The following is a 24,505-nucleotide window of genomic DNA, read 5'->3' on the forward strand; positions in this document are numbered from 1 at the left end:
AAAGATCAGAAAATTTGTGGGCTTTTATCTGTAGCAGAGCATAAAACAGTATAAGCATTTGCTAATTTTTCCTGTAATTTTTTTCCTACAAGTTGGTTTAAAACTTTTTTAAGCTGATATTCAGCCTCAATCTTAACGTTTTTTAACAGGCTTTTCTTTTTCTTTTGGTTGATAAAAGTATTAAAGCGCGTTACTTCCGGCTGGATCATGGAAGTTTTATCTGCCAAAACTTCAAATCCTTCGGAACGAAGCAAATAGCGTAAGGAACTTGGTGTATAAACATTGATGTGGCCATAAGCCAGAAAATGTTTAATTTTTGCATCTACGCCAAAACGGTAATCCCGCGGCACTTCGATCACCTGATATTTAGCAATTCTTTTTAGTTCGCGCAGCAGCATGCGCTCGTATTCTACATGTTCCAAAACATGTGCTAAAATCACCAGATCGAAACTTTGATCAGCATAAGGAATATGATAGCCATCAAAAACCTGTACTTCTTTTATGCTCTTTAAATTGCGGTTTTTAATATGCTCCACACCGCTTTCAGAAATTTCGATTGCATATAATTCCGGCGCAAAGTTCCATTGGTCGAGATAATATAAAATGCTGCCATCGCCTGCGCCAACTTCCAGCACTTTTACAAATTGTTTTCCTTTGCAAACCTCCAAAATATTTTGCGCCTTGTATTTTGCACCTAACATTCGCCACGCTTCATCGTGGTTATCATAGAAATTATCGTAAGCGCTGATGACGCTGGAATTGGTTAAATTTTGTTCTGACATGCGTACGTAAAAGTAGCTTTTTCCGCTGATACAATTATTTAGGTGGTAAAAACAGCATCAAAATTTGTTCGGATCTGCTTTTCCTAAATTACCTTTTAAACCATCATTTACTGCTATCAACAGTTTTTTATACTCTTTTTGTTTAGCGTTGATAATGCTAATCAGTTTCAATCCGTTTAAAAAAAGAAATTTATTCAGCTTAAAGAGCAGCTTATTTTTAACTGTAACTCTTGTATAAAAGAACAAACGATTACGGGTATGATAATAGATGCGGAAATTCCACTGATCTAACAAGTTTGAAGTAAAAAGCTTTTTCTGGTAATTAATTCCTTGCGATTGGTCAACATCTGTAACCCTGCATTCAGGAATCAGCCAGATCGTTCCCCTGCTTTCCGTAATGCGGTAAGTGTATTCCGAATCATCTACATAAAGAAAAAAACGTTCGTCAGGATAACCAATTTTATCAATCATCAATTTTTGCATCAGCAATCCACCATAAGGCACATAAGGAATTGGTACATGATCCTTAAAGGCAGCAGGTTTTTTCAACTTATCCTGCAACTTTAAAAACTGATTGTAAAAGATGCGTGGCAAACTAAACCCTAAGAAATTATCAGGAACTAAATAATAGCGGTAAGGGTTTTCTCCCTGTGCAATTTTTACATGCGGTTTTCGGTCTCCACGCAAACAAAAAAGTGCTTTTTCATTATTTCCTCCGGGGATTTCATCCCACTTTTGCAGCAATTTTTTTAAAGCATTTTCATCCGGCAAATTATCATCATCCAGCAGCCAGATAAAATCTGTATCAATAAACCGATGTGCATATTCTATAGCTTGTTTATATCCTCCGGCAGAACCTTTGTTTTCTGCATTATCAATAACTTGTAAACGGTTATCTGCAAGCTGCTGTACTTCTTTTATCACCTCATAATCAGAAGCATTATTAACGATAATAACCTGACTAACTTGCTCAAAAGAAAGAACGCGTTTAAGCACCTGCCCCAGAAAAGCCCAGCGATTTCCATAAGTTACGGTAAGCACGCACACTTTATATTTTATATTTGTCATCTGATCGTTCAAAAATATCAATTAAAAACAGCATCAGCTACGCAATTATCCTTTAGTACAGCATGGGAATTATACAGCAGCAAACTATAAAAGGCACTTTTTACTCTTATTTAGGTGTTGCGATTGGCTTTATTACCATTTATTATTTCCAGCCACATTCACTCAGTCCAGAACAGGTTGGATTGATCAATATTTTAGCTCCGTTTTCGTTACTTTTTGCGCAGTTTGCAATTTTAGGTTTTAACGGAACAGCCAGATATTTTCCTTATTTCCGAAATAATGAGAAAAATCATCATGGTTATCTGGCGTTGGCCTGTTTAGTTTCTTTAATTGGGTTTGGGCTGTTTGCTGTACTTGCTTATGTTTTTAAAAATGAGCTTATCGGCAAAAAATCAGAAAAAAGTGGACTGTTTAACCAATACTTCTGGTATCTGCTGCCACTTACATTTTTTACGCTGTTTTTTAACGTGTTTGATTTGTTTGCGCGAATGCTTTACGATACCATCAGTGGTCGAGTTTTGCGGGAATTTACCAAGCGCCTTTTCATTTTGCTGGTACTTTTGCTGATCTTTTTTAAGTGGGTCAACTTCCAAACTTTCATGATTTTATGGCTGATAGCTAATATTTTTCCCACTTTTTTAATGATGAGAAAGTTGATTTCTCAAGGAAACTTTTCCTTAAAAACTGATTTCGCTTTTATCAATAAGGATATGAGCCGGAAATTAATCAGCATTTGCTTTTTCGCAATCCTGACAGGTTCTGCACCAATAATTATTGATAGCTTGGATAAATACATGGTTAATGAGAAATTCGGTTTAGCTGAAACCGGTATTTACAGTGTTGCTGCTTATTTTGGGATCGTGATTACCTTACCAGCACGTTCGCTTTACAGTATTGCTTACACTATCGTTTCCGAATCTTGGAAAAGCAACGATCTGGAAAATATCAGAAATATCTATCGTAAAAGCTGCATTAACCAACTCATTGCCGCTTTATTTATCTTCCTTTTGGTTTGGATAAACGTAGATAACATTTTTAAAGTCCTTCCGCATAATTATGCTGCTGGAAAGTACGTGATCTTTTTTATCGGTTTAGGTTATGTAATCGATTCTGCAACGGGTATAAACGGTGTAATTTTAACCAGTTCCCGCCATTTTAAGTACGATTCCTTTTTTAATCTTGGCTTAATTGGAATTACTATCGTGCTTAATTTGATTTTTATTCCGCTTTATGGTATTACCGGAGCTGCTATTGCCGCCGCAAGTACACTGCTGATTTTTAACTTGTTCCGATATTTGTTTATCCTGTTTGTTTACAAAATGCAGCCGTTTACCATCAAATCTTTGTATGCTATTTTAATTGCTTTGGCTGCTTATTGGATTTGTGATCGATTTATTCCTGCACAAAAAAATTTTATTCTGGATAGTTTTATCCGTGCTTCTTTTATCACTGTTTTTTATGGATTGAGTGTTTACTTTCTCAATCTTTCAGAAGATATTAATGCTTATTTGAACGGTTATATTATCAAATTGAAAAAGTAAGACATTTACCAATGCTTCTTTTATCGCATAAAAAAACCGGAATAATATTAAATCATTCCGGTTTCAATAATATTATTAGTTTGCTAATTATTGGTTCACAAACTTTTTAGAATTATTTCTTCTCTCACCTTCGTTCAAGAAGATTTTACGCAAACGGATGCTTTGTGGTGTAACTTCAATGTATTCATCAGCCTGAATATATTCCATAGATTCTTCTAAAGAAAACTTAATAGCTGGTGCAATACGAACGTTAGTATCACTTCCGGAAGCACGCATGTTGGTTAATTGTTTACCTTTAGTTAGGTTAATAACCAAATCATTATCGCGGATGTGCTCGCCTAAAACTTGTCCTTCGTAAATATCAACCCCCGGATCAATAAAGAAACGGCCGCGGTCCTGCAATTTATCTATTGCAAAAGCAGTAGTTTTACCGGTATCCATAGAAACCAAAACACCATTTAAACGGCCAGGAATTGGACCTTTCCAAGGTTCATAAGCTTTAAAACGATGGGCCATAATAGCTTCGCCACCAGTTGCAGTCAACACATTATTACGTAAACCGATGATACCACGCGCAGGAATATCAAACTCCAAATGCTGCAAATCGCCTTTTGGTTCCATAATCAGTAAATCGCCTTTACGTTGTGTAACCAGTTCAATTACTTTACCGGCAACATCACCCGGAACATCCACAATTAAAGTTTCAATCGGCTCACATTTTTGGCCGTCAATTTCTTTAACAATCACCTGTGGCTGGCCAACCTGCAACTCATAACCTTCGCGGCGCATGGTTTCAATTAAAACCGACAAGTGAAGGATCCCGCGGCCATAAACCAGGTAAGAATCAGGCGACTCAGTTTCAACAACCTTTAACGCCAGGTTTTTCTCCATTTCTTTAAACAAACGGTCGCGTAAGTGGCGGGAAGTTACAAACTTGCCTTCTTTACCAAAAAACGGAGAGTTGTTAATGGTGAAAAGCATGTTCATGGTTGGCTCATCAATATGAATGATTTCCAGTGCTTCCGGTTTATCAAAATCAGCAAGGGTATCGCCAATATCAAAACCATCAATACCTACAACGGCACAAATATCGCCGGAACTTACTTCGGTTGCTTTAAGTTTACCTAAACCTTCAAAAGTATATAGTTCTTTTATACGTGATTTTTGAATCGTTCCGTCACGTTTTACTAAAGATACCGGTTGATTTTCTTTAACTGTTCCGCGGGCAACGCGGCCAATAGCGATACGGCCTACGAAAGAAGAATAATCTAATGATGTAATTTGCATTTGCAAAGTACCTTCCTGAATTGGGGCTGGTGGAATGTTTGCTAAAATAGCATCCATCAAAGGGAAAATATCTTCGGTTGGTTGTTTCCAATCGGTACTCATCCAGCCTTGTTTAGAAGAACCGTAAATTACAGGGAAATCTAACTGGTCTTCTGTTGCGCCTAAATTGTAGAACAGCTCAAAAATTTGTTCGTAAACTTCTTCCGGACGACAGTTTTCTTTATCTACTTTATTAACAACCACAATTGGTTTTAAACCTAAAGCCAGAGCTTTTTGGGTTACAAAACGCGTTTGCGGCATGGCACCTTCAAAAGCATCCACTAAAAGCAGTACGCCATCGGCCATTTTTAATACACGTTCCACTTCACCACCAAAATCGGCGTGACCAGGTGTGTCAATAATGTTGATTTTAACATCTTTATATCTAACAGAAACGTTTTTAGCAACGATGGTAATACCACGTTCGCGTTCCAGGTCGTTGTTATCCAAAATAAGTTCACCGGTTTCCTGGTTATCCCTGAAAACGGCGCAACTGTGTAAAATTTTGTCAACCAGCGTAGTCTTGCCGTGGTCAACGTGTGCGATAATCGCAATGTTTCTGATTTTCTGCATGTAAATGCGTTAATAATTTTGCCGCAAAGGTAGCTTTAATATATTAGAATTTAAAGAGATAGCAACAAAATGGTGGTTATTTAGAGAAATATAACTACCAGATTACATTAACCGGATAGGTTTTAAAGTGCTGGTCGGCAGAGATAATAGAAAGATTTTTACTTACTGAATGCCCAACGCAAAAATTTAGGCATTGCTTTAGACCAGGTTTCTATGTTATGCTGGCCGTTAACCACCTCCAGATATTGAATATCTTTCCATGCATCGTAACCTTTATGCCGAAGTGTTTTAATCAGGTCAACCGTATCATCCAAAGAATCAATAATACCATTATGGTTACGGTCAGCCGTTTCATCCTTCGTACCGGTTTGAAACCAGAATTTTAAACCGGGCTGATGCTTCTTTTGCCCTATCATTTTGTGCATGATGCGGTCTTGCGCTTCATCGTAACCATCGTTCAAATCTTTGCTTCTCCACCAGAAAGAACCTGAAAAAGCACCGGCTTTATTAAACATTTGCGGATTATTCCACACGATATCCAAAGCTGATAATCCGCCTAAAGAAAAACCCGCAAAAGCAATATTGTTAAATGTTTTTAAACCAACCAGTTCTTGTAGTTTTGGTAACAATTCTTGTGTGATAAAAGAAGTATAAGCAGATGCTTTACTTCCGCGGCCTTTAAAATCTGGCGTTCCTGATACGCCATATTCCTGGATGCGCTCCTCATTAGCATGAATGGCAGCAACCAGTACCGGCACAATTTGCTGGTTGTTATATAAATTTTCTAAAGTTGTTTTCAGCTTGAGGTTTTCCAGTTCCTGCCCGTCATTAAGCAATAACAGGCTTATTTTATTTAGTTCATCTAAACTTTCAGGGACCAAAAGAGAACAGGTTACTTCGCGATTTAAAAAAGTGGAATGAATTGTTAAAACCTCATCTGTTATGGCCATCCCCCGCGTTAATTCTTGATAATACATGTAATAGGAAAAGTAATAATTATAGAAATAAAGATTAGTAGGTAACAAAAGCAGTACCAAGGCCCAATATTTTTGATTTTAATTACAAAGCAACTATATTACGCCCTATTAATTAAAATATGATCGAAAATTACCGACGCTGGTATTCATATAATTTAGGTTTTGAACTGGATATGCTGGTTTATGGTGATCGTGGCCGTCCGGTTATTTTATTTCCAACTTCATACGGAAGATATTATCAAAATAAAGATTTTGGCCTACTTGATGCTGTTTCCTGGTTTGTAAATGAAGGTTTAGTAAAAATTTATTGTCCTGATTCTATCGATACTTTAAGCTGGTATAATAAAAGCATTCACCCTGCTGATCGTGTAAAAAACCATATTTTGTATGATAAGATGTTAAACGAAGAACTCGTTCCCTGGGTTACTTTAGAAACGGGTGTAAACAAAGCCGTTATGGCAGGTTGTAGTTTTGGTGGTTACCATGCAGCTAACTTTTCTTTTAAACATCCCGAAAAAGTAAGTGCTATGTTTTCGATGAGCGGCGCTTTTGATATCCGCATGTTTACGGAAGGCTTTTATAATGAAGATATTTTTTATAATAACCCGATTGATTTTTTACCTGGCAACAACCAGCAGGACCTTTGGAACATGAACATTATTCTTGGTACTTCAGAACATGATATTTGCCTGGAATCTAATTATATATTATCGAATATTTTGCGTAACAAAAATATTAATCATTGGTTAGACATCAAACCAGATGAAATGCACGACTGGCCCGTTTGGCGGGAAATGTTTCCGCATTATTTATCAACCTTATAACTTTTATATTAAATTATTATGAAAAAAATAGGCATATTGTTTGGAAAGGAAAACAGTTTTCCCCAAGCTTTTGTAGATCGCGTTAACAGCAAAAACGAAAAAGATATTACTGCTGAGTTTGTTAAAGTAGATAAGGTTTTTCAAGGCGAACCATTGGATTATGCTGTAATTATCGATCGCATTTCTCAGGACGTCCCTTTTTATCGTTCCATGTTAAAAAATGCAGCTATTTGCGGTACAGCAGTAATTAACAATCCGTTTTGGTGGAGTGCTGATGAAAAGTTTTTTAACAATGCACTTGCTTTAAAAATTGGCGTTCCGGTCCCAAAAACAGTTTTACTGCCTTCAAAAGAGCATCCGGATGATACTTCTGAAGAGTCTTTCCGCAATTTATCTTATCCTTTTAACTGGCCTGCTATTTTTAAATATGTTGGTTTTCCGGCTTATATGAAACCTTTTGATGGCGGTGGCTGGAAAGAAGTTTATAAAATGCACAGCTCAGAAGATTTCTTCAATAAATACAACGGTACCAAGCAATACGTGATGATGCTGCAGGAAGAAATTATTTTTACAGAGTATTTCAGGTGCTATTGCATTGGCGGAAAATATGTAAAAATTATGCAATACGAGCCGCGCAACCCTTTCCACGAACGTTATGTAACTGAAGGTGCAACTACAGACCAAAAGTTGTTAAATACTATTAAAAAATATGTAATTGCTTTAAACCAGTATTTAGGCTACGATTTTAATACGGTTGAATTTGCCGTTCGTGATGGCATTCCGTATGCTATAGATTTTTGCAATCCGGCACCAGATGCAGATGTAAACAGTGTTGGGGCAGAAAATTTTGAATGGGTGGTAGAAACCGCTGCAACTTATGCCATAGAACGTGCTAAAAAGCAAAAACCTGGTCAGGATAATTTAATCTGGGGGGAATATGTAAAATCATCTTCAACAGGTTCGCCTTTGGTTAGTATTCAGGCTCCTGTAAAAACAGCAAAAGCCAAACCGTCAACAAAAGCAAAAACCACAGGAAAAGCCAAGACTGAAAAAACTGTTGATGAAAATACCGGCATAAAAGAAGCATAACCATTTCAATTTTTAAAAGCAGAAAGGAGCGCTATGAACAAGTTCACATTGGGTGTTGAAGAAGAGTTTATGGTGATTGACCCGGTAACGCGGGAGCTAATTTCCCACGATCAGAAAATTGTTGAAGGCGCACAGAAAATACATGAAGACCAGGTAAAGGCAGAAATGCACCAGGCCGTGGTAGAAGTAGGCACACATATCTGCAACAACACAGATGAAGCCCGTAAAGAAGTTTCTAAACTGCGCTTAACGGTTGCACAATTAGCCGGCGATCTGGGTTTACGCATTGGCGCTTCGGGTACACACCCATTTTCACATTGGCAAAACCAGTTGATAACCGAGCATCCGCGCTATAATGAAATTGTGAATGAACTGCAGCAGGCTGCGCGTTCCAATTTGATATTTGGTTTGCATGTACATGTGGGGATTCAATCGCGCGAACTGGCCATTCATATAGCAAACCAGGTCCGTTACTTTCTGCCTCACGTTTATGCACTTTCTACCAACTCTCCTTTTTGGGTTGGCAGGAATACGGGTTATAAATCTTACCGGACCAAGGTTTTTGATAAATTTCCAAGAACCGGCATTCCAGATTATTTTAACAGCATCGAAGAGTACGATAATTACATTAAAATGCTGGTGAAAACCAATTGTATCGATAATGCTAAAAAAATCTGGTGGGATATCCGTGTCCATCCTTTCTTTGAAACGATTGAGTTCCGGATTTGTGATTGCCCGATGCTGGTAGATGAAACGATGGCATTTACAGCGCTTTTTCAGGCTTTATGTGCCAAACTGTACAAGTTGCGGCTGCAAAACATGAAGTTTATTACTTATACCCGTGCTTTAATTAACGAAAATAAGTGGCGTGCGGCACGTTATGGCATTGATGGCAAAATGATTGATTTCGGTAAAGAAGTAGAAGTAAATACACGCGCATTAATTTTAGAACTACTTGATTTTATTGATGATGTGGTAGATGAATTAGGTTGCCGCCAGGATTTGCAGTACATCCATAAAATTTTAGAGCATGGCACCGGTGCAGATCGGCAGTTGGCAATATATGAGCAAAGAAACAGTTTTGAAGATGTGGTGGATTATATTACTTCACAAACATTAATAGGAATTTAGCCGTAAAAGAAGCATGACAAGCCCAGACAAAACATCTATAAAAGTAGCAATTCTCGATTTATATGCCGGGCATCCAAACCAGGGAATGCGCTGCTTTCAGGAGATATTAGATAGATACCGGAAAGATAACCAGCTTGATTTGAGTTATCAGGTTTTTGATGTTCGGGGGAACAACCAGTTTCCGGGAATTGATTTTGATATTTATATTGGTAGCGGCGGACCAGGAAGTCCTTTAGAAAGTGAAGGTTCTGAATGGGAAAACAATTATTTTACCCTGATCGATCAGATTCAGAAACACAATGATTCCGATCATCCGCAGAAAAAGCACGTTTTGTTTGTTTGTCATTCTTTCCAATTAATGTGCAGACATTATGGGTTAGGAACAGTTAATCAAAGACATTCTCCGTCATTTGGTATTTTGCCTGTCCACCAGACCGAAACAGGCTATCAGGATCCTGTTTTTGCCGGTTTACCAGATCCTTTTTACGCTGTTGATTCACGTTCGTGGCAAGTTATCCAACCAAACTACGAACGTTTAGCAGAATTGGGTGCAACACTTTTAGCGATAGAAAAAGAGCGGCCAAATGTAGAATACGAACGTTGTTTGATGGCTATTCGTTTTAGCGAATATTTTATCGGGACACAATTTCATCCGGAAGCAGACCCGGAAGGAATGCGGTTGCGTTTGTTAGAGCCTGATAAAAAGGAAGAAACTATTGCAGAACACGGAGAGCATAAATATTATGAAATGTTGGAAAGGCTTAACGATCCGGATAAGCTGTTGCTCACTCAAAATACCATGATCCCTAACTTTTTAAACCAGGCCATTTTAACTTTTCAGGAAATATAATTTAATAACCAATGGTTTCAGCGGCACGGAAAGCATTTAACGAGCAGTTTTCAGCAGAAAAGTATCAAGATTTTTTAACCTGTCTTCATCAGGATTTAAAAGATGAGGTTGCTTTCCGTGTTGCCGAAACGCCGGTCTTTTTAAGCCAGGAATTAAAAGATAAATTAGTGCTTGCAGGCGATGAAATTTTAAAAACATTGCTTGAGCCTGGTTTTAAAAAACTAACAGATCGTTCCATCCCTAAAAAATGGAAAGTAGCAAACGAAACCAATCATCCACATTTTATTGCTTTTGATTTTGCTATCTGCAAAGATCAGCAAGGAGAACTTATACCCAAATTAATTGAATTACAGGGTTTTCCGTCTTTGTATGGTTTCCAGTCCTTTTTGGCGGATTGTTATCAACAAGCTTATGATTTACCTGCTGATTGGGACATCTATTTTTCCGGGTTAAACAAAGCATCCTATCTGGAACTGTTTAAAGAAACAATTATCGGCCCTTATCAACCAAAAGAAGTAGTGTTGATGGATGTAGATGCGCATCAGCAAAAAACATCAGTTGATTTTTTAATCACCCAAAAATATCTTGGTATTCCGATTGTTTCACTGGAAGATTTAAAACAGGAAGGCAAACAATTATACTACCTGGCCGACGATCAAAAAGTATTTATTAAAAGGATTTATAATCGTTTAATTTTTGACGAAATTGATACAGACCCGGCTATTTTTGATAAAGTAGTTGATATACGTCAGGATCTGGATGTAGAATGGATTACTCACCCGGAATGGTTTTACCGCATTAGTAAATTTACAATGCCTTTTTTACACAGTAAATTTATACCTAAAACCTGGTTTTTAAATGAGCTTCCGTCCATTCCTGCTAACCTGGAAAATTACGTATTGAAACCGCTGTTTTCTTTTGCCGGGCAAGGTGTAATTATTGATGTAAAAGAAGCAGACATCCATACGATTACTGATCCTGAGAACTGGGTTCTTCAGGAAAAAGTAATTTATGAACCTGTAGTGCAGGCACCAGACGATGGCGTAAAATGTGAGATCAGAATTTTGTATCTTTGGCCCGAAGAAGATAAGCAGCCAACATTGGCTATTAACCTGGCGCGTTTAAGTCGCGGAAAAATGATTGGTGTCCGCTACAATAAAGATTTTAACTGGGTAGGCGGAACAGTAGCTTTTTTTCCGAAATAACACTTATTGAACTAAGCTGCTATTTTTTTCGTTATAAAAGAAGTATAGCTTTTCAGAAAATGAACATTCAGTTTTTTATTGTAATCCTTATTTTTATCGGCGCTGTTTTTTATGTTGCCAGAATGATATACAAAAGTTTGACAGCTAAAAAAGGCTGTGGCAGCAATTGTAAATGTGGTGTAGATTTTTCTAATGTTCATATTGATAAATAGTTAAGCAATTAAACTCTTGGTTGCAATTTTCCTCCAACCTATTATTACAAATTTAGCTGTAACTATTTTTATTAATGGCTGATAAACAGATTTTTCAAACAGATTCTCCGGGCAGATGGAACAGGTTAAAATGGCTTAGCAGAACGCTTATTATAATTTTAATCCTGAGTGCTATTGCTGCGGTTATCACTATTTCTTCTCAGCAATATCCTTCTTTGCCCAACCTGATTGATATTCCTAAAAAGCTAAGCCAAAAAGAGCTTGATCAGGTAAAAAAATCAAAGAAATTTAAAGAAATAAAGTTAGATGTAAGGCAGATAAAAGAACTTGCCCGCAACCGGAAATTACATCAGCTTAAACATCCAAATAATAAAAACCGATTAAATGTAGGCTTTTTCTGGCCCTGGGACCCACAATCTTTTACGTCGTTAACAGATCATATCAGTAAAATGGATATGGTAATCAGCGAATCGTTCTCGATTTCTCCTGGTACAGATACATTAAAAGGAAAGTTAGAGCCCGAATTAACCAGGCTTGTTCAAAAAAATAAAAAACCGGTTATAGCAATTATAGAAAACTTAGATAACGGTAATTGGGATACAAAAACAATTCAAGCAATTGTTAAAAGTAAAACCCGCCGGACTAAGCTTATCAATAATATCCTAACAAAATTGGTTAAATACAATATCAAAGGTGTAGATATTCATTTTGAAGATATTGCCAATCGTAACGACAAAAATTTTGTTGCTTTTGAAAAGGAGCTTTATACTACACTACATGCAAAAAATTACCTGGTTATGCAGCAGGTGGTACCAAATGACGACGAATATGATTTAAAACTATTGCAAAATTACTGCGACTATTTAATTGTAATGGCTTTTAACGATGGCCTTACTGATAGCGATATTTCCGATCAGCACGATGTGGAAAGTATTTTAGATAACATTTGTTCGCAAGTCCCAAGTGAAAAAGTTATTTTAACCGTTGCAGCCTTAGGTTATGATTGGCCAGAAAATAGTGCAGGCAAAGCAGTAACTTATCAGGAAGCTATACAACTTGCACAGGAACATCAAAGTAAAATCAAGTTTAGTCCGGAATCTGCAAACTTAACCTTTACTTATACGGACCTGAACCAGATTAAACATAAGGTCTATTTTACAGATGCTGCTACCAATTTCAACATTATACGTATGGCGGATGACTGGGCAACTGGTGGTGTGGCTTTATGGCGTTTAGGTTCCGAAGATTCAAGGATATGGAATTATTTTGCCAAAAACCTTTCTATTGATTCTTTGCGCAAAACCGGTGTTGATACCGCCAGGCTTACCCGAGTGGGCATGAGCAACCGGGTTGATTATACCGGAGATGGAGAAGTGCTCGATTTAGTTTCTACACCTACAGTAGGAAGGCTATCTATAAAACTTGACCCTAAAACATTTATGATACAGGATCAAAATTACATTCAGCTTCCCACTAAATATGTGATCCGTAGGTATGGCTATTCGCCTAAAAAAGTGGTTTTAACTTTTGATGATGGCCCTGACCCTATTTATACACCACAAATTCTTGCTATTTTAAAAAGGGAACATGTTCCTGCCGCATTTTTTGTTGTTGGCAGCATGGCAGAAAAAAGCATCCCGTTATTAAGAGAGGAGTTTAATGATGGATACGAAATTGGAAACCATACTTATCTCCATCCCGATGTTTCTACCATCAGTTTAAAACGGGTTATATTAGAACTAAATGCCACGCGCCGTTTAATTGAAGCCGTAACAGGCCGCAGTACCATTTTATTCCGCCCGCCTTTTAATGCAGATGCAGAACCGCAAAATGTAGCAGAAGTAATCCCGGTTGAGCAAAGCCGTAAAGAAAATTATATCAATATTGGCGAATCCATCGACCCGAACGACTGGCAACCCGGTGTTACAGCCGATACTATTGTTGCCCGCGCCATTGCCCTGCGCAATAAAGGTTCTATGATTTTACTGCACGATGCAGGCGGAGATACGCGTCAGGAAACAGTAAAAGCATTGCCACGGATAATAGATTATTATAAAAAGCACGGCTATCAGTTTACTACCATTGCTAAAATCATCGGAAAAACAAAAGACGAAGTAATGCCGGTAATCCATGATGATGCAACAAGTGTGTTTTTAGGCCGCTTTTACAGCTTTTTCATCCTGAGTTATTTTTATGGCAACTGGTTTTTGTTCTACGTTTTTTTAATCGCCATCTTCCTGGCTTTAGGCCGCATTATTTTAGTCGGGGTTTTAGCGTTAAGGCAATTCAGCATTAATAAAAAAACGGTTAGAAAGCTTTCTCCGGATGAATTGCCGCCAGTTAGCATTATTGTTCCGGGTTATAATGAAGAAGTTACGGTACTGCAAACCATCAGCAGTTTACTAAAAATTAATTATTCGGTTTTTGAAATCATTTTTGTAGATGACGGCTCAAAAGACAGAACGCTCGAAATTGTTACTGCTGCTTATGGCAATCATCCACAGGTCAAAATCTTTACTAAACCAAACGGCGGCAAGGCAACAGCATTAAATTATGGCATTAAAAGAAGCATGTACAATTTTGCAGTTTGTATTGATGCAGATACCCAACTGCAAACGGATGCAGTTTATCACTTAATGACTTATTTTACTGATGAAGAAATTGGTGCGGTTGCCGGAACGGTAAAAGTAGGAAATGAAGTGAACCTGATTACACGCTGGCAATCCATCGAATATATTACGGCACAAAACATGGACCGACGTGCTTTTGACCTTTTAAACAGCATTACTGTTGTTCCCGGTGCCATCGGTGCTTTTCGTAAAGAAGCCATTGAACAAGCTGGCGGTTTTACTTCTGATACTTTGGCCGAGGATTGTGATTTGACCATGCGCATTTTAAAAGAAGGTTACATCATTAGAAATTGCGGTGAAGCTATTGCTTATACAGAAGCGCCTGAAACCATAGAAATGCTGGTTAAACAACGTTTTCGCTGGAGTTTTGGCGTGATGCAAAGTTTCTGGAAACATCGTAAAGCTTTATTAAACCCTAAATACCGCTATTTTGGAATGGTTGGTATGCCTAATATTTTAATCTTCCAGATTATCCTGCCCTTATTTTCGCCGCTGGCAGATTTAATGATGATTGCCAGTTTATTTGGCGGAGACCCGGGAAAAATGTTGATCTATTACTTGGTTTTTGTATTGGTAGATCTTTTTGTGGGCGTACTTGCCTTTAAAATGGAAAAAGAAGATTACCGAAAATTGATCTACATCATTCCGCAACGTTTTATGTGGCGGCAGTTGATGTATTACGTACTTTTTAAATCAGTCCGTAAAGCTTTAAAAGGAGAATTGCATGGTTGGGGTAATTTAAAACGTACCGGAACGGTAAGTATGCAGGAAGCTAAAATTTAGATGCTTCTTTTATTGCACAAAAATTAGTGTGCCCTTTTTCCCTCCACTTTGCCATGTCGATACCATGAAGAAATCTTCATCAAATAATACAGTATAATCATTTGAAGAAGATCTCTCTTTAATCGGATGACAGAACAATGCTATTCACCTATTTCTGCATTACCTTAAAAAGAAGTATCAGTCTGGTTTCCAACCTCGAAAAATATTTTGAAGCGTATATTGCTTAGCTTCTTCATCTGTTAACTGTTTCGCCCAGTTAACCCTTTCTGCTGCATTTGCCCCTGGCCCCGTACTTTTATATTCTGCATATTGCGCTGTTTTTTCGTTGTTGGCATTGCCCCAGTTGTTCCAGCCTTTTAGGTTGATCTGTTTGCCTAAATCACAATTTAAATAAGCAACTTTAGCATAAGGCCGCCACGGCCTGCCAAGATAAAAGGAACCTTCAGGTGCATCGCCGGTTATTTTACAATGCAAAAAAACATAACCATATTTTGTACTATCGGGCGTAGAAGCAGCAGTTACAAAACCGTTCTTTTTGCAGAACAATTCGCAATCTTCAAAAACAGCGGTGGAAGAACCGAAGATAAAATCGACTGTACCTTCAATATAGCAGTTTTTATAATATTGGCGGCTGCCGTAACCAAAAGTATATAAAGTATCCTGAAAGCCTAAGAAACGGCAGTTTTTAAAGATCATCCGGTCGCCGGAAGTCCAAACTGCAACTGCTTGTCCAATCGGGCCTGCCGTATTTTGAAAAGTGATATTTTCGGCAGAAAAATCATTTCCATAAATAAAGAAGCCGGCAGAGCCAGATGTTCCTATTTCTTCGCCAAACTGGTTTTTCTTTTGATGGTAATCATCATAAGTAATAATGGTTTTTCCCACGTTCTCACCAATAAACTTCACCATTGTTTTATTTGTAGGAAGTGTGAGTTTCTCTTTGTAAATACCATTTTTGATAAATACTGTAGTAGTTTGCTTCCGCAACGCTGGCACGGCATTAATTGCTTCCTGTACCGTTTTAAAATTGCCGCTGCCATCTTTTGCGACTACAAAATCGTATTGCTTTTGCTGTGCTTTAACTGCGTTTGCAGCAAATAACAGAACTATAAAAAGTAGGCGTAAAAAAAGCATGTTTTTCATTTGATGTAGATTTTTATCCGATAAAAGAAGCATCAAACAGTAACCATTGCTTTAATCACACCATTTGCCGGATTGAGCCAGCTTTCAAACTGATCTTTTACTTCATCAAAACCTACACGGTGCGTAATATAAGTGGTTGGGTCAACCAATCCTTTTTTCATGCTGCTGATAACATGCTCGAAATCTGCCCGTGTTGCATTACGGCTGCTCATCAACGTAGCTTCGCGTTTATGAAATTCCGGGTGGTTAAAGCAAATTTCTCCTTTTTGCAAGCCAACCAAAACATATCTTGCACCATGAGCCATATATTGAAAAGCATTAACGATTGCTTTCTGGCTGCCAGTTGCGTCAATCACAACAGTTGGCATGTCTCCATTTGTAATTTCCTGTAATTGTTCGGTAACGTTTGCAGAAGTAGCATTAATAGTATAATGTACTTTCAGTTTTTCTTTACAAAAGTTCAGTCTGTTTTCGTTGATGTCTAAGGCAATTACTTTTCCGCCTGCAATCCGGGCAAATTCCATAGTGCCTAAACCAATCGGCCCGGCGCCAACCACAAGTACAAATTCACCTTCTTTTACATCCGCTCTGCGAACGCCGTGAGCACCGATTGCTAAAGGCTCTACCAATGCCAGTTCATCAAAACTTAATCCTTCTCCATGAACCAGCAAACGGGAAGGAACGCTAAGATATTCTGCCATTCCACCATCAACATGAACACCGCAAACTTGTATTTGCGTACAGCAGTTTGGTTTACCAGAACGGCAAGCTATGCAATGCCCGCAGTTAAAATAAGGAATAAAAGTAACTGCTTCACCTTTTTCAAAACCCGGCGCATCGTCAAAATCAACCAATTCTCCGGCCAATTCATGTCCTAAAATTCTCGGATAACTAAAAAATGGTTGCGTACCTTCAAAAGCATGTAAGTCTGTTCCGCATATACCAATCCTTTTAATTTTAATTATTGCTTCTCCTTCTTGTAAAGATGGTGCCTCGGCATTTCTATAAGCAAAGCTTCCCGGTTCTGTACATGTTAATATTTTCATGATTTTTGTTTGATAAAAGAAGTACTATACTTATCCAACAATCCCTGATCTTGCATCGCATTCCAAAACTCAACCGGAATTTTTTTAGTAGCCATTTCGATATTGCTTTTTACTTTTTCGGGTTTGGAAGTGCTTAAAGCAATACTGTTTACGCCTGAAATATTAAAACCGAAATTAAAACAAGCTTCGGCAGGCTGAATATTAAACCCTTTGCAAAGAGAGAAAAAAGCGTTTCGCCAATTATACAATTCCTTTCCTTTTGCTGTGTTTGGATCTACTTCTTCATAATTGTAAAAATTACTTCCAGTTAAAAAACCACCGTTAAAAACAGCAGAGTTAATAACAGAAATGTTTTTTTGATGCAGCTCTCCAATAAATTCAATTAATTTCTGCGGATGGCTTTTTAGAGTGAGACTATTAGCAATCATTACCCAATCCAATTCTACGTCTGCTGCAATTTGCTGTATCACTTCCCAATGTTTTGCTCCAACTCCAATGGAAGAAACTTTGCCTTGCTTTTTTAAATCTATTAAAGCACGGTAAGCATCTAAAATATCCTGATATCTTTTTTCCTTATCGGATTCATCTCGAGCTGCGGCTAAATATTCGTCCGGATCATGTACGGAAACCATTTGCGGAATGTAAGTTTCTAACAACTCATTTCCCTGTTCAAAACATTCTAAAATGCCCTGGTAGCTTATTTTTTGCACAGCGTCATGGCCAATTCCTTTCCAAACGCCTTTTTCAAAAGTAGGTTCGGGCGTGGTTAGTTCTGTTTGGTACCAGGCTAATTTATTGCTGATGATTACTTCCTCAGGTTTAATATTTAAATCACGAAGGCATTGGCCCAAAACTTTTAAGGCCAAACCGGCGCCATATTTTCCGGCAGAATCAAAAACCGGAACGCCAGCGCAACCCTGCACATAAGCTTTAACGATAGCCAGTTTTCTTTCGTAAGGAACAACCTCGTAAATGTTTCCTAAACCGCTGGTCCCCCAGATAACAGGTGGCAAATTAATTTCGGTGGCAGAAGTTATTTTTGAAGACATAAAAGGCTTGATTACAAGTTGTAAAATCGAATGGCGTTCCCTCCCCAAAAAAGTTCCTGCTCATTTTGGGTAAAGGCGGAAGTATAATTTTGAACAATAGAAAGCATTTTTTCATACCCACCGGCAACATTACAAACGGGCCAATCCGAACCGAAGATTACTCTTTTTGTGCCGAAAGCTTCAAATACTACATCTAAATAAGGCGTAAAATCTGCTGGTTTCCAGTTTTTCCAGTCTGCTTCGGTAACCATCCCCGAAACTTTGCAGCTTACATTTTCAAGTTCTGCAATTGCTTTAATGCCTTTTTTCCAGGTATCAATGGTTTTATTTTTGATATTTGGCTTGGCAATATGGTCAATTACAAAAGGTTGGTTTGGAAATGTTTGTGCTAATGTTTTGGCATTTTGAAGATGAATGGGAAAAATCAGAATATCATAAGTAAAATGGTGTTTGTTGAGAAGAGAAATGCCATGCATAAAAGATTTTTGCAGCATAAAAGAAGCATCCGGTTCGCCTTGCAATATGTGGCGGAAACCTTTTAGCAGCTTAAACTGACTGTAATATTTTAATCGTTCTTCAATTTGAGGTGAACAAAGATCAACCCAACCCACAACACCTTTTATAAAATCATTACTGGCGGCGTTTTTGAGCTGAAATTCATTTTCTGTTTCTGATTGATCAGACTGCACTGCTACGCAACCCTCCAAACCGTTTTGCTTTAAAATCGGTTTCAAATCTTCCGGCAAAAAATCGCGTTGGATTGCTGACATTGTTTCATCGATCCAGCTATCCCTTACCGGATCGAATTTCCAGAAATGCTGATGCGCATCAATCTTTAGCATACGCTTTTACAACTTGCCGGGCACTTCCTAAGCCATCAATCCCTAATTCAACTACATCACCGGGTTTTAAATAAAACGGCGGATTAAAACCTAAACCAACACCGGCAGGCGTTCCGGTAGAAATAATATCGCCTGGCAATAAAGTCATGAACTGGCTGAGGTAAGAAACTAAAGTTGGAATGCCAAAAATCAGATCGTCTGTATTGCCGTCCTGCAATACTTTGCCGTTTAATTTCAGCCATAAACGAAGCTTGTGCACATCGTCAATTTCATCAGTTGTAGCCAGAAACGGGCCAACAGGCGCAAATGTGTCGCAGCCTTTGCCCTTGTCCCAGGTTCCGCCTCGTTCAAGTTGAAATTCACGTTCTGAAACATCATTATGGAGGCAATATCCGGCTACATAATCCATCGCTTCTTCTTCACTTACATAACTTGCTTTTTTACCAATTACCAAAGCCAATTCTACTTCCCAATCGGTTTTTGTTGAGTTTTTAGGGATGATAATATCATCGTCCGGGCCAACCAAAGCGGTAGTAGATTTAAAGAAAAGGATTGGTTCTTCAGGAATTTTTGCATTCGTTTCCTGTGCGTGTTTTGCATAATTTAAACCGATACAAACAATTTTAGAAGGCCTTGCAACCGGAGAACCCAAACGTTCTGAATCCGGAACTTCGATTAGTCTGCCTTGATTTGCTTTTACAAATTCTTCCAAACGCGCTAATCCATTATCTTCAAAAAATTTTTCGTTATAATCGCCGCCATAGGCAGAAGTATCATAACGAACGCCATTTAGGATAACGCCTATTTTTTCTTTTCCGGCTTGGCCGTATCGTATTAGTTTCATAAGGTAAATTTTTATTGGATAAAAGAAGCATGCTTCTTTTATCGATAGTTTTTAGTTATTCAATTTAATAAAACCACCATCCAGCGGATAATCGCAGCCAGTAACAAAACCAGCTTCATCGGAGCAAAGATAAAGTGCCAATGCGGCAACTTCTTCCGGTTCGCCCATGCGGCCAATTGGCTGGCTGTCAGATAATTTTGCAAACATTTCTGCTTCGCGCCCGGCATAATTTTTTGCAATAAAGCCATCAACAAAAGGCGTATGAATGCGTGCCGGGGAAATACTGTTGCAACGGATCTGATCGTCCAGGTAATCGCGGGCAACGGATAAGGTCATGGCAAAAATAGCGCCTTTACTCATAGAATAAGCAAAACGGTCGGTTAAGCCAACCCAGGCAGCAATAGAAGCCATATTGAGAATAACGCCGCCGCCATTAGCTTTCATATTTGGAATGGCCGCATATAAACAATTGTAAGCTCCTTTTACATTTACATTGAAAACACGTTCAAAATCTGCTTCTTCAGTTGTATCAGCCCTGCCAATGTGGGCAATCCCGGCATTATTAATCAAAATATCGATTTTATCGATCTTCATAAAAGTTTCCAGGATTTGTTGCTGGTTGCTTACATCGGCGCTATATACAAAAGATTTTCCGCCGGCTTCCTCAATTTCTGTTGCTGTTTGCTCGCCGGCTTCTGCATTTAGTTCGATGATGTGGACTATAGCTCCCTGCTTTGCAAATAAAGTGGAAATTGCTTTGCCGATGCCGCTGCCGCCGCCCGTTATAATGGTGTTTTTACCTGTTAAACTAAACATGTGCTTTTTTTATAGTTGAAATATTTTGTTCATCAATAACCATTTTTCGCCTGGCTTTGCTTGCGGAAGCGCCTGCTGGTATTTCCACATCAGGTTTTCCCATTCCTGCACTTTTGGGTTGGCAGCATCCGTCGCGTTCTTTTTTTCAAAGCTAAATTTATCGTCTGTTTCCATTATCATGCATAAATGATTATCAAGAAGATAGATTTCAAGGTTAATAATTCCTGCATCGGTAATGCTTTTTTTAATTTCTGGCCAAACGTTTTGATGATAGGCTTTATATTCTGTTATTAATTTAGGATCATTAATAAGATCAAGCGCTAAACAGTATCTTTTCATTCATTTATAACAGTAAAAAGTGCTTGGTAAATTGGTTTTGCTAAAATATAGATACAATTATACAAATGCGCATTTCTATTAAAATTAATTATAGGAATTATGGACGAACAGTAGAAATAAACCATTTAAATTGCTTTAACTCTTCTCCTCCCAAATGCTGCATAAGTGTACAATTGTATCAACTGATTTTTGCATATCCTGTACCGAAACCCATTCCTGTTTACTGTGAAAAGCATGCTCGCCTGCAAAAATGTTAGGACAAGGCAAACCCATAAAAGATAAACGGGAACCATCTGTTCCGCCGCGGATGCTTCGTAAACGTGGCCCTAAACCTGCTCTTCGGATGGCTTCTATCCCATATTCTGTTACCTGCGGATGCTGGTCGAACACCTGCTTCATATTGCGGTACTGTTGAGAAATTTGTATGGTAAAAGAAGCATCAGGAAAATCTTTCAATACGTTTCCGGTTACCTGCCGGATCACTGCTGCATGTGCTTGTAGTTTTTCGTCTTCAAAATCACGGATAATGAAATCAATCGTCGCTTCTTCCACATGACCGTTAACAGAAACCGGATGGATAAACCCTTCTTTTCCGGAAGTGTTTTCGGGAGAAAGATTTAAAGGAAGAGCAGCCAGAATTTTTCCTGCAATTTTGATGGCACTTTGCATTTTACCTTTTGCAAAACCAGGATGCGTACTAACACCTTTGATGGTTAACCGGGCGCCATCCGCAGAAAAGGTTTCATTTTCTATGGTCCCTGCAGATTCTCCGTCTATTGTATAACCAAAATCTGCACCTAATTTCTGCATGTCTGCCTTATCAACACCCCTTCCAATTTCTTCATCAGGTGTAAATAATATTTTGATTTTGCCATGTTTTATTTCCGGATGATCTATTAATTGTTTACAGGCATCTACAATTGCTGCCAGTCCGGCTTTGTTATCCGCACCAAGCAAAGTAGTTCCGCTTGCAGTGATAACGTCGTTACCTATCTGGTACTGCAGATCAGGATGTTCGTTTAAACGGATAACCACAGCAGGACCATCAGGTAAAATCAAATCCTGTCCCTGATAATTTTGATGAATTATTGGTTTTACATGTTCTCCGCTGCAATCCGGCGACGTATCCATGTGCGAACAAAAGCAAATAACCGGAACAGCTTTCGTGGTATTGGCAGGAATGGTTGCATACACGTAACCGTACCCGTCTAAATGCGCATCCTGCAAACCTATTTCCAACAATTCTGCAACCAGTAACTGCCCTAAATTCTTTTGTTTTTCTGTAGAGGGTGTAGTTTTTGATTCGGGATCAGATTGGGTATCAATCGTTACATATTTTAAAAATCTATTTTGTACTGTATAGTGCAACATAAGCGGGACATTCATCGTTAAACATTTTTGATAATAAGTTAATAATTATATTTTTGGGACTATCGCTGCCAAAAATAAGCGATAGTGTTGTTAAGTTACTGATCATTAAATCATAACCGCTTGAAAAAGACCTATTTATTTTTTGCATTTGTATTATTAAGTTTATCCGTTTCTGCCCAGATCGGTTACAATTATGATCAGTTTAGTTTGGGTGCAGGCATAAGCAGTGTAAAGATACATGGCGATTTGCATAAGTCTTACAGCCAGGCTGCTTATAATGTAAACTTCAATTATCATTATACACCTTTTGTTACTTTTGGAGTCGAAGCACAATTTGGCAAACTGGCAAGTGCAAATGCCGACACTACTAAATCTTATTACGGAGAGCAATCTACGAATAAATACACGGCTATCATGTTTCATGCCGATGTGCAGTTGGGCGAGTTTATCAATTATAATGATGATTTTAGTGCTATACCAATCCTTACTAAAATATTAAACGGTGCTAAAAATATTTATGTTGGTACTGGCGCAGGTGTCATTTTTAATAAGATGGATTATATTAACCGCCAGGATTATTATGACCCCAATTTTAGTATCGGTGGTTTAGATAAAAGTAACGAGCTGATTATCCCGGTTAGAATTGGTTACGAGTACAAAATATACAATGCCTATGATGAACCTCAAATTCGGATAGACCTGGGTTACCAGGCCAATTTTTCTGTTGGCGATAACATGGATGGCTTTAAATCCGGCCGCTACGGCGACTGGTACTCCCAATTAACACTGGGGCTTAAAATAGGCATTGGTGGTGTTACTTCTTACCGCAAACCTATTCATGTAGGTGCTTTTTAAAATAAAATCAATACCTTTATTAAGTTTAGGTTGATTTTATTTCTTTTAAATAACCCTCTTGAGAAAAAGTATTGTATTAATCGCCTGGCTGTTTTTAAGCAGTAAAATTTGTATAGCACAGCTTAGTTATAACTTCAGTAATTATAGTATTGGCGCCGGGAGTGGCCTTACCCGGGCTTTTGCAGATGTAGCCAAACAAATTAATAAAACTGCTTATTTTGTTAATTTAAATTATAATTATAGCCCTTTTACAACTTTTACCGGTGAATTACAAATAGGAAAGTTAGCAGGAGGCGATATTGTAACCGACCCATACAAACGCGCTTTCGAAAACAGCTTTAAAGCAGCTATTATTTATGCAGATTTCCAGGCTGGAGAATACATTGAATACCGTTACAGCTCATTTCTAAATATCATCAAAAATTTTTATGCAGGTACAGGTATAGGCGTAATTCATAACAGCATGAGTTTTATTCAGCGTACCAGCTTAGATGATCCGGGATATATTTTTCCTGGCCAGGATGCAAGTACAGAACTAATGTTACCTGTAAGGTTTGGTTATGAGTTTAAATTATATAACTCCTACCATGAACCGTATATCCGCATAAACGCAGGCTGCCAGATGAACTGGGTTTATGGAGAAGGTTTAGATGGCTATAATGACCCGCCTACAAAATTTAAAAACCATTACGTTGACAGATATGGTATGATTGGTGCTGGCATTAAATATAGTTTTGGGAATGCTGTATCTTATAAAAAACCAATCCGTGCTTTTTATTAGAAGGTTATGAACATAGAATCTTTACGGGAATATTGTTTGCAGAAACCTGGAACAGAAGAAACCATGCCTTTTGGTGATGATACGCTGGTTTTTAAAGTTGGCGGAAAAATATTTCTGTTAGCATCTTTAAAAGAAGCCAATCGGTTCAACGTAAAATGCGATCCTGCTTTGGCTATAGATTTACGCGAACGTTACATCGAAATTCAGCCTGGCTATCACATGAACAAAGTTAATTGGAACACAGTTTATTTTGATGGAAACCTGACCGAAAAGCAACTGCTGGAAATGATCGATCATTCTTACGGACTCATTGTAAAAAGCCTGCCGAAAAAATTACAGCAAGACCTGCAATAAAAAAAGGCTGGTAAAAGAAGCATCTAAATTTTTGCTGTAATACTGCAAGCCTTTTTACTGAAAGTACAATTATT

Annotated in this window: 23 protein-coding genes; 11 read left to right on the forward strand and 12 right to left on the reverse strand. The window is 38.1% G+C overall.

The window, feature by feature from the left end; all coding sequences use genetic code 11:
• Positions 1–5: 5 nt before the first annotated feature.
• Both GO621_RS00465 and GO621_RS00470 read right to left on the reverse strand, forming a co-directional pair.
• Entirely contained in the window at positions 6–782 is a 777-nt protein-coding gene (locus GO621_RS00465) for a class I SAM-dependent methyltransferase (RefSeq protein WP_157562833.1), read from the reverse strand.
• 57 nt (positions 783–839) lie between these two features.
• Positions 840–1,850, reverse strand: coding sequence for a glycosyltransferase family 2 protein (locus GO621_RS00470; RefSeq protein WP_157562836.1), 1,011 nt, complete (start codon positions 1,848–1,850; stop codon positions 840–842).
• Positions 1,851–1,912: 62 nt separating this feature from the next.
• Between GO621_RS00470 and GO621_RS00475 the strand changes: the two genes are divergently transcribed.
• The gene (locus GO621_RS00475; protein WP_157562839.1) at positions 1,913–3,391 is read left to right on the forward strand and encodes a lipopolysaccharide biosynthesis protein; all 1,479 of its coding nucleotides are present in this window, start codon (positions 1,913–1,915) and stop codon (positions 3,389–3,391) included.
• Positions 3,392–3,478: 87 nt separating this feature from the next.
• On the opposite strand, the gene typA is transcribed toward GO621_RS00475, so the two are convergent.
• Complete coding sequence (typA, locus tag GO621_RS00480; protein ID WP_157562842.1) at positions 3,479–5,290, reverse strand: translational GTPase TypA; 1,812 nt, start codon at positions 5,288–5,290, stop codon at positions 3,479–3,481.
• Positions 5,291–5,448: 158 nt separating this feature from the next.
• On the reverse strand, positions 5,449–6,267 hold the full coding sequence (locus tag GO621_RS00485; protein WP_157562845.1) for an alpha/beta hydrolase: 819 nt from the start codon (positions 6,265–6,267) through the stop codon (positions 5,449–5,451).
• 119 nt (positions 6,268–6,386) lie between these two features.
• Between GO621_RS00485 and GO621_RS00490 the strand changes: the two genes are divergently transcribed.
• The 7 genes from GO621_RS00490 (at position 6,387) to GO621_RS00520 (ending at position 14,991) form a co-directional block, all read left to right on the forward strand.
• Positions 6,387–7,091: an esterase family protein gene (locus tag GO621_RS00490; RefSeq protein ID WP_157562848.1), complete on the forward strand. Its 705-nt coding sequence runs from the start codon at positions 6,387–6,389 to the stop codon at positions 7,089–7,091.
• Between the two features lie 18 nt (positions 7,092–7,109).
• A complete protein-coding gene (locus GO621_RS00495) occupies positions 7,110–8,180 on the forward strand; it encodes an ATP-grasp domain-containing protein (RefSeq protein ID WP_157562850.1) in 1,071 nt (356 codons plus the stop codon).
• A 33-nt stretch (positions 8,181–8,213) separates the two neighbouring features.
• Positions 8,214–9,311 (forward strand): carboxylate-amine ligase, encoded by a 1,098-nt coding sequence (locus GO621_RS00500; RefSeq protein ID WP_157562853.1) that lies wholly within the window; start codon positions 8,214–8,216, stop codon positions 9,309–9,311.
• A 13-nt stretch (positions 9,312–9,324) separates the two neighbouring features.
• The gene (locus GO621_RS00505; protein WP_157562855.1) at positions 9,325–10,161 is read left to right on the forward strand and encodes a type 1 glutamine amidotransferase; all 837 of its coding nucleotides are present in this window, start codon (positions 9,325–9,327) and stop codon (positions 10,159–10,161) included.
• Between the two features lie 11 nt (positions 10,162–10,172).
• Positions 10,173–11,366: a hypothetical protein gene (locus GO621_RS00510; RefSeq protein WP_157562857.1), complete on the forward strand. Its 1,194-nt coding sequence runs from the start codon at positions 10,173–10,175 to the stop codon at positions 11,364–11,366.
• A gap of 59 nt (positions 11,367–11,425) precedes the next feature.
• Positions 11,426–11,578 carry a FeoB-associated Cys-rich membrane protein gene (locus GO621_RS00515; protein ID WP_157562860.1) on the forward strand — a complete coding sequence of 51 codons (153 nt, stop codon included), beginning with the start codon at positions 11,426–11,428 and terminating at the stop codon, positions 11,576–11,578.
• Positions 11,579–11,652: 74 nt separating this feature from the next.
• A complete protein-coding gene (locus GO621_RS00520; RefSeq protein WP_157562863.1) occupies positions 11,653–14,991 on the forward strand; it encodes a glycosyltransferase in 3,339 nt (1,112 codons plus the stop codon).
• 177 nt (positions 14,992–15,168) lie between these two features.
• On the opposite strand, the gene GO621_RS00525 is transcribed toward GO621_RS00520, so the two are convergent.
• The 8 genes from GO621_RS00525 to pepT form a co-directional block, all read right to left on the reverse strand.
• Entirely contained in the window at positions 15,169–16,134 is a 966-nt protein-coding gene (locus GO621_RS00525) for a pectinesterase family protein (RefSeq protein WP_157562866.1), read from the reverse strand.
• 32 nt (positions 16,135–16,166) lie between these two features.
• A complete protein-coding gene (locus tag GO621_RS00530; RefSeq protein ID WP_157562868.1) occupies positions 16,167–17,180 on the reverse strand; it encodes a zinc-binding alcohol dehydrogenase family protein in 1,014 nt (337 codons plus the stop codon).
• Positions 17,177–18,229 carry an aldo/keto reductase gene (locus GO621_RS00535; RefSeq protein WP_157562870.1) on the reverse strand — a complete coding sequence of 351 codons (1,053 nt, stop codon included), beginning with the start codon at positions 18,227–18,229 and terminating at the stop codon, positions 17,177–17,179. Before GO621_RS00535 ends, GO621_RS00530 begins: the two co-directional genes overlap by 4 nt.
• An 11-nt stretch (positions 18,230–18,240) precedes the next feature.
• Positions 18,241–19,071 (reverse strand): amidohydrolase family protein, encoded by an 831-nt coding sequence (locus GO621_RS00540; RefSeq protein ID WP_157562873.1) that lies wholly within the window; start codon positions 19,069–19,071, stop codon positions 18,241–18,243.
• A complete protein-coding gene (locus tag GO621_RS00545) occupies positions 19,058–19,915 on the reverse strand; it encodes a fumarylacetoacetate hydrolase family protein (protein ID WP_157562876.1) in 858 nt (285 codons plus the stop codon). Before GO621_RS00545 ends, GO621_RS00540 begins: the two co-directional genes overlap by 14 nt.
• 51 nt (positions 19,916–19,966) lie before the next feature.
• Complete coding sequence (locus GO621_RS00550; protein ID WP_157562879.1) at positions 19,967–20,731, reverse strand: SDR family NAD(P)-dependent oxidoreductase; 765 nt, start codon at positions 20,729–20,731, stop codon at positions 19,967–19,969.
• A 9-nt stretch (positions 20,732–20,740) separates the two neighbouring features.
• Positions 20,741–21,070 carry an L-rhamnose mutarotase gene (locus GO621_RS00555; protein WP_157562882.1) on the reverse strand — a complete coding sequence of 110 codons (330 nt, stop codon included), beginning with the start codon at positions 21,068–21,070 and terminating at the stop codon, positions 20,741–20,743.
• A gap of 135 nt (positions 21,071–21,205) precedes the next feature.
• Positions 21,206–22,456 (reverse strand): peptidase T, encoded by a 1,251-nt coding sequence (gene pepT / locus GO621_RS00560; RefSeq protein ID WP_157562885.1) that lies wholly within the window; start codon positions 22,454–22,456, stop codon positions 21,206–21,208.
• Positions 22,457–22,561: 105 nt separating this feature from the next.
• Here pepT and GO621_RS00565 point away from each other — a divergent pair, with 105 nt between their 5' ends.
• The 3 genes from GO621_RS00565 to GO621_RS00575 are packed head-to-tail and all read left to right on the forward strand — an operon-like array spanning position 22,562 to position 24,431.
• A complete protein-coding gene (locus tag GO621_RS00565; protein WP_157562888.1) occupies positions 22,562–23,296 on the forward strand; it encodes a hypothetical protein in 735 nt (244 codons plus the stop codon).
• Positions 23,297–23,354: 58 nt separating this feature from the next.
• Positions 23,355–24,077 carry a hypothetical protein gene (locus tag GO621_RS00570; protein ID WP_157562891.1) on the forward strand — a complete coding sequence of 241 codons (723 nt, stop codon included), beginning with the start codon at positions 23,355–23,357 and terminating at the stop codon, positions 24,075–24,077.
• A 6-nt stretch (positions 24,078–24,083) separates the two neighbouring features.
• Positions 24,084–24,431: an MmcQ/YjbR family DNA-binding protein gene (locus GO621_RS00575; protein WP_157562894.1), complete on the forward strand. Its 348-nt coding sequence runs from the start codon at positions 24,084–24,086 to the stop codon at positions 24,429–24,431.
• The last annotated feature ends 74 nt before the right edge of the window (positions 24,432–24,505 follow it).

It is taken from the genome of Mucilaginibacter arboris, assembly GCF_009754915.1.
Taxonomy (GTDB): domain Bacteria; phylum Bacteroidota; class Bacteroidia; order Sphingobacteriales; family Sphingobacteriaceae; genus Mucilaginibacter_A; species Mucilaginibacter_A arboris.

What these genes read in the sequence shown, in the direction of transcription:
- GO621_RS00465 (WP_157562833.1), bottom strand. Translation starts at nt 782, where the DNA reads ATGTCAGAACAAAATTTAACCAATTCCAGCGTCATCAGCGCTTACGAT.
- GO621_RS00470 (WP_157562836.1), bottom strand. Translation starts at nt 1,850, where the DNA reads ATGACAAATATAAAATATAAAGTGTGCGTGCTTACCGTAACTTATGGA.
- GO621_RS00475 (WP_157562839.1), top strand. Translation starts at nt 1,913, where the DNA reads ATGGGAATTATACAGCAGCAAACTATAAAAGGCACTTTTTACTCTTAT.
- typA (WP_157562842.1), bottom strand. Translation starts at nt 5,290, where the DNA reads ATGCAGAAAATCAGAAACATTGCGATTATCGCACACGTTGACCACGGC.
- GO621_RS00485 (WP_157562845.1), bottom strand. Translation starts at nt 6,267, where the DNA reads ATGTATTATCAAGAATTAACGCGGGGGATGGCCATAACAGATGAGGTT.
- GO621_RS00490 (WP_157562848.1), top strand. Translation starts at nt 6,387, where the DNA reads ATGATCGAAAATTACCGACGCTGGTATTCATATAATTTAGGTTTTGAA.
- GO621_RS00495 (WP_157562850.1), top strand. Translation starts at nt 7,110, where the DNA reads ATGAAAAAAATAGGCATATTGTTTGGAAAGGAAAACAGTTTTCCCCAA.
- GO621_RS00500 (WP_157562853.1), top strand. Translation starts at nt 8,214, where the DNA reads ATGAACAAGTTCACATTGGGTGTTGAAGAAGAGTTTATGGTGATTGAC.
- GO621_RS00505 (WP_157562855.1), top strand. Translation starts at nt 9,325, where the DNA reads ATGACAAGCCCAGACAAAACATCTATAAAAGTAGCAATTCTCGATTTA.
- GO621_RS00510 (WP_157562857.1), top strand. Translation starts at nt 10,173, where the DNA reads ATGGTTTCAGCGGCACGGAAAGCATTTAACGAGCAGTTTTCAGCAGAA.
- GO621_RS00515 (WP_157562860.1), top strand. Translation starts at nt 11,426, where the DNA reads ATGAACATTCAGTTTTTTATTGTAATCCTTATTTTTATCGGCGCTGTT.
- GO621_RS00520 (WP_157562863.1), top strand. Translation starts at nt 11,653, where the DNA reads ATGGCTGATAAACAGATTTTTCAAACAGATTCTCCGGGCAGATGGAAC.
- GO621_RS00525 (WP_157562866.1), bottom strand. Translation starts at nt 16,134, where the DNA reads ATGAAAAACATGCTTTTTTTACGCCTACTTTTTATAGTTCTGTTATTT.
- GO621_RS00530 (WP_157562868.1), bottom strand. Translation starts at nt 17,180, where the DNA reads ATGAAAATATTAACATGTACAGAACCGGGAAGCTTTGCTTATAGAAAT.
- GO621_RS00535 (WP_157562870.1), bottom strand. Translation starts at nt 18,229, where the DNA reads ATGTCTTCAAAAATAACTTCTGCCACCGAAATTAATTTGCCACCTGTT.
- GO621_RS00540 (WP_157562873.1), bottom strand. Translation starts at nt 19,071, where the DNA reads ATGCTAAAGATTGATGCGCATCAGCATTTCTGGAAATTCGATCCGGTA.
- GO621_RS00545 (WP_157562876.1), bottom strand. Translation starts at nt 19,915, where the DNA reads ATGAAACTAATACGATACGGCCAAGCCGGAAAAGAAAAAATAGGCGTT.
- GO621_RS00550 (WP_157562879.1), bottom strand. Translation starts at nt 20,731, where the DNA reads ATGTTTAGTTTAACAGGTAAAAACACCATTATAACGGGCGGCGGCAGC.
- GO621_RS00555 (WP_157562882.1), bottom strand. Translation starts at nt 21,070, where the DNA reads ATGAAAAGATACTGTTTAGCGCTTGATCTTATTAATGATCCTAAATTA.
- pepT (WP_157562885.1), bottom strand. Translation starts at nt 22,456, where the DNA reads ATGAATGTCCCGCTTATGTTGCACTATACAGTACAAAATAGATTTTTA.
- GO621_RS00575 (WP_157562894.1), top strand. Translation starts at nt 24,084, where the DNA reads ATGAACATAGAATCTTTACGGGAATATTGTTTGCAGAAACCTGGAACA.